General features: G+C 46.2%; 1 protein-coding gene and 1 pseudogene. Both read left to right on the top strand.

Annotation, left to right across the window (positions count from 1 at the left end; all coding sequences use genetic code 11):
- Positions 1–275: pseudogene (locus RMO27_RS06080) on the top strand (serine protease); the annotation flags it as partial.
- A 258-nt stretch (positions 276–533) separates the two neighbouring features.
- Positions 534–3,290, top strand: a complete 2,757-nt coding sequence (locus RMO27_RS06075; protein ID WP_309730540.1) for a PAS domain S-box protein — start codon at positions 534–536, stop codon at positions 3,288–3,290.
- Positions 3,291–3,614 lie beyond the last annotated feature (324 nt).

Below are 3,614 nucleotides of genomic sequence, written 5' to 3'. Positions count from 1 at the left end.
GTCGAGCCGTGCAAATTGCTCCCCAGTCTCCCGCAACCCGTTCTCTCCTAGGACAGCTCCTGGTAGCCAACAAGGAGTACCAACAGGGATTGATGCAACTAAATATGGCACTTGGTCGCAATCCCCGGATGTCTGCGGCCTACCAAGCTAGAGCGGTGGCAAATCGGGCATTGGGAAATGCCGCAGCCGCACAACTAGACGACAGGCTGGCACAGCAATACGCTTTGAGCAATCCCGACGGGTTTATCGATGATATTAGTTTCCTCAACCAATAATATTGAGCTGTAAATATCGCTTAAAGATTTAACAATATTGAGGTTTAATCGATTTAACGATCGATTGTTTTATCTATTACCTCATGCTCGATTCCTACCGATCGACAATCGATCTAAATCCATCCAGATCAGCAATCGGCAGTTGGGGCGATCGATATCACCACCATTAATATCCTTGATCAAGTAGATAATTAGGCATAATTTGACTATCGATAATCGATTGATCGGTCGTCGATCGAGCAGACATTTTAGGGGATAATGAAAGAGGTAGAAATTACCGAACCGAGTGAGATCGAAGCAATGCAGGACAATTTTATGCCCGAATATCGAGCGCAACTAGATTTAGCGGCTGAAGCCCAGAACGCTGAATTTCAGCAGCTTTACGACTGCGCTCCCTGCGGTTATCATTCGCTCGATCGTGATGGTGTCTATGTCCGCATCAATCAAACCGAACTAGATATGCTCGGTTACGAGTGGGATGAAGTGGTGGGCAAAATCCGCTTTCTCGATCTCCTCACCCCAGCTAGTCAAGCAAAATTTAGCCAGAGTTTTCCCGAATTTCAAGAACGGGGTTGGGTGAAGGATTTAGAATTTGAGCTAGTCCGTAAAGATGGTAGCGTGTTACCTGTGAGTTTGAGCGCGACGGTAATTCGAGATGATCACGACAATTATTTGATGAGTCGATCGGTTGTCATCGATATTAGCGAACGCCAAGCCATCGAACTTGCCTTACAACAAAGTCAGTATTTTACCGAGCAACTGATTCATGCCGTTCCTTATATTATTAGTGTCTACAGTCTGGATGAAGGAAAAATAGCTTACATCAATCGATCGCTCGGCGCAAGCCTGGGCTATTCACCCACAGACACCCAGGAAATGGGCGATCGAATTATCGATCTGCTGCACCATCCCGACGAACCCCATCCGATCCAGACGGCATTCTCCAATATCGCCACAATTGAAGATGGTGAGATTCGCGAATTCGAGCAGCGGCTGCGGCACTTTAATGGCGAATGGCGGTGGCATAACGTCAGATATACCAGCTTCTCGCGTCACCCCGATGGCAGCGTCTCACAGGTACTGGCGATCGTCCACGATATCACCGATTCCAAGCAAGCCCAACTAGAACTCCAGCGCACCGAGGATCGCTTGCGCTATCTGCTGACAGCCAATCCAGCGGTAATCTATGCCTGTGAAGCCAGGGGGCAATATATGGCGACCTTTGTGAGCGAGAATGTGACGGGGATGTTGGGGTACCATAGTTGGGATTTTTTGGCAGATCCACATTTTTGGGCGCAGCAGATCCATCCCGACGATCGCGAGCGGGTGTTTGCCGATTTGCAGACAATTCTCGATCGAGGTCGGCACGTTTATGAATATCGCTTCCGCCATCAAGATGGCCATTACATCTGGGTGCGGGATGAACTGAGATTGGTTTTAGATCCGGCGGGGGAACCGCTAGAAATTATCGGTTATTGGAGCGATATTACCGAGCGCAAGCAGTCGGAGCAAACCATGCACGAGCAGGCGGACTTGCTCGACATCGCTCCCGATGCGATTTTCGTGCACAATCTCGACTACCAAATTTTGTTTTGGAACAAAGGTGCCGAACAATTATACGGCTGGCAAACTGCCGAGGCGATCGGGCAAGACTCGCGCCAGTTTATCAGCGAGGAGGCAGTGACTCAGTTTGAAGCAGCGATGGACATCGTCTTGAGTGCTGGAACTTGGCAAGGGGAACTCACCAAAATTACCGCTACTGGCAAACCCGTAATTGTCAGTAGCCGTCGCTCGCTTCTGCGAGATGCTGTCGGCAATCCCAAATCGATTCTGATCGTCGAAACGGATATTACCGAGCAAAAACAATTAGAATCGCAATTCTTTCGCGCCCAAAGATTGGAAAGTTTGGGGACGCTAGCTAGTGGCATCGCTCACGATCTCAATAATATTCTGACGCCGATTTTGGGCATTGTCGAAATTTTACCCTTACAATTTCCCGATATCGACGATCGCACTCAAAATCTCCTGACAATTTTAAATGATAGTACTCGAAGAGGTGCCGATCTAGTTAAACAAATTCTTTCATTTACGCGGGGTGTGGAAGGGAAGCCCACCTGCATTCAGATCCATCACTTAATTAAAGAAATTCAACGGATTATCAAACAAGCTTTCCCCAAAAATATCGAAGCTGTCTTTGATTACTCTAAACAGTTATGGACGATCGAAGCTGATAGTACGCTGATCCATCAAGTATTAATGAATCTCTGTGTTAATGCTCGCGATGCGATGCCCAATGGTGGCACATTGACGATCGGGACTGAGAATCTGACGATCGATGAAAACTATGCCAGAATCCACTTAGATGCTCGCGCTGGCGATTATATCGTCGTCTCAGTCACCGACACTGGGATGGGGATGACTGCCGAACTAATCGATCGGATTTTCGATCCATTTTTTACCACCAAGGAAATTGGAAAAGGTACCGGATTGGGATTATCAACCTCAATGGGGATTATCAAAAGTCATGGTGGCTTTATTACTGTTTATAGCGAAATCGGCAAAGGAACGTGTTTTAAAGTTTATTTACTGGCTACAGATACGCAAATATCCGAACCACAACCGCTCTTAGATCTGCCCCTTGGTAACAACGAACTCATTCTAATTGTCGATGATGAAATCTCCGTGCGATCGATTACGGGCACGACCTTAGAAACTTATAATTACCGAATTTTAACTGCTGGCGATGGGATCGAAGCGATCGCGATCTATGCCGAACATAAAAAAGATATTAGTGTCATCCTCCTCGATTTGATGATGCCATCTTTAGATACAGTGACAACCGTGCGTACCCTCCACAAACTCAATCCCCAAGTCAAAATCATCGCCATGAGTGGCTTGTCCACTAACGAGCAAATGACACAAAATCTCCGAGTTAGCGGCGTACGGACATTTTTAGCCAAACCTTTTATGGCTGAAGATTTGTTAAATACTTTAGAGCAGGTGTGCGCTCAATAGTGTTAAATAGCTGTTAACTGTTGACAGCGTTAATACTGAAATCACGCGGAGGTTCCCTCCGTATGTGTTTCAGTCAAGACAAGACATTACCCTTGCTCTTAATTTCTAGCGTAATTTATATCAGTATCTGACTGAAAACTCCCGATCGTCAGCCAAATTAAATTTACGATCGCGGAACCAGACTACCGATCGCGGCTGTCTCAATCTATATCGATCGCAATTCTGGCATCTACCCAAATAATCGACTATGAATTATCGGAGATTTTATCTCATCATGATTGTTAGTATCATTACTAACTTAAATTCTCTATTCTGTTTGACTCA

It is taken from the genome of Chamaesiphon sp. OTE_75_metabat_556 (assembly GCF_031378165.1).
Taxonomy (GTDB): domain Bacteria; phylum Cyanobacteriota; class Cyanobacteriia; order Cyanobacteriales; family Chamaesiphonaceae; genus Chamaesiphon.
Note: the sequence above shows the minus strand (reverse complement) of the source record. Positions and strands in the feature narration are given on the sequence as shown.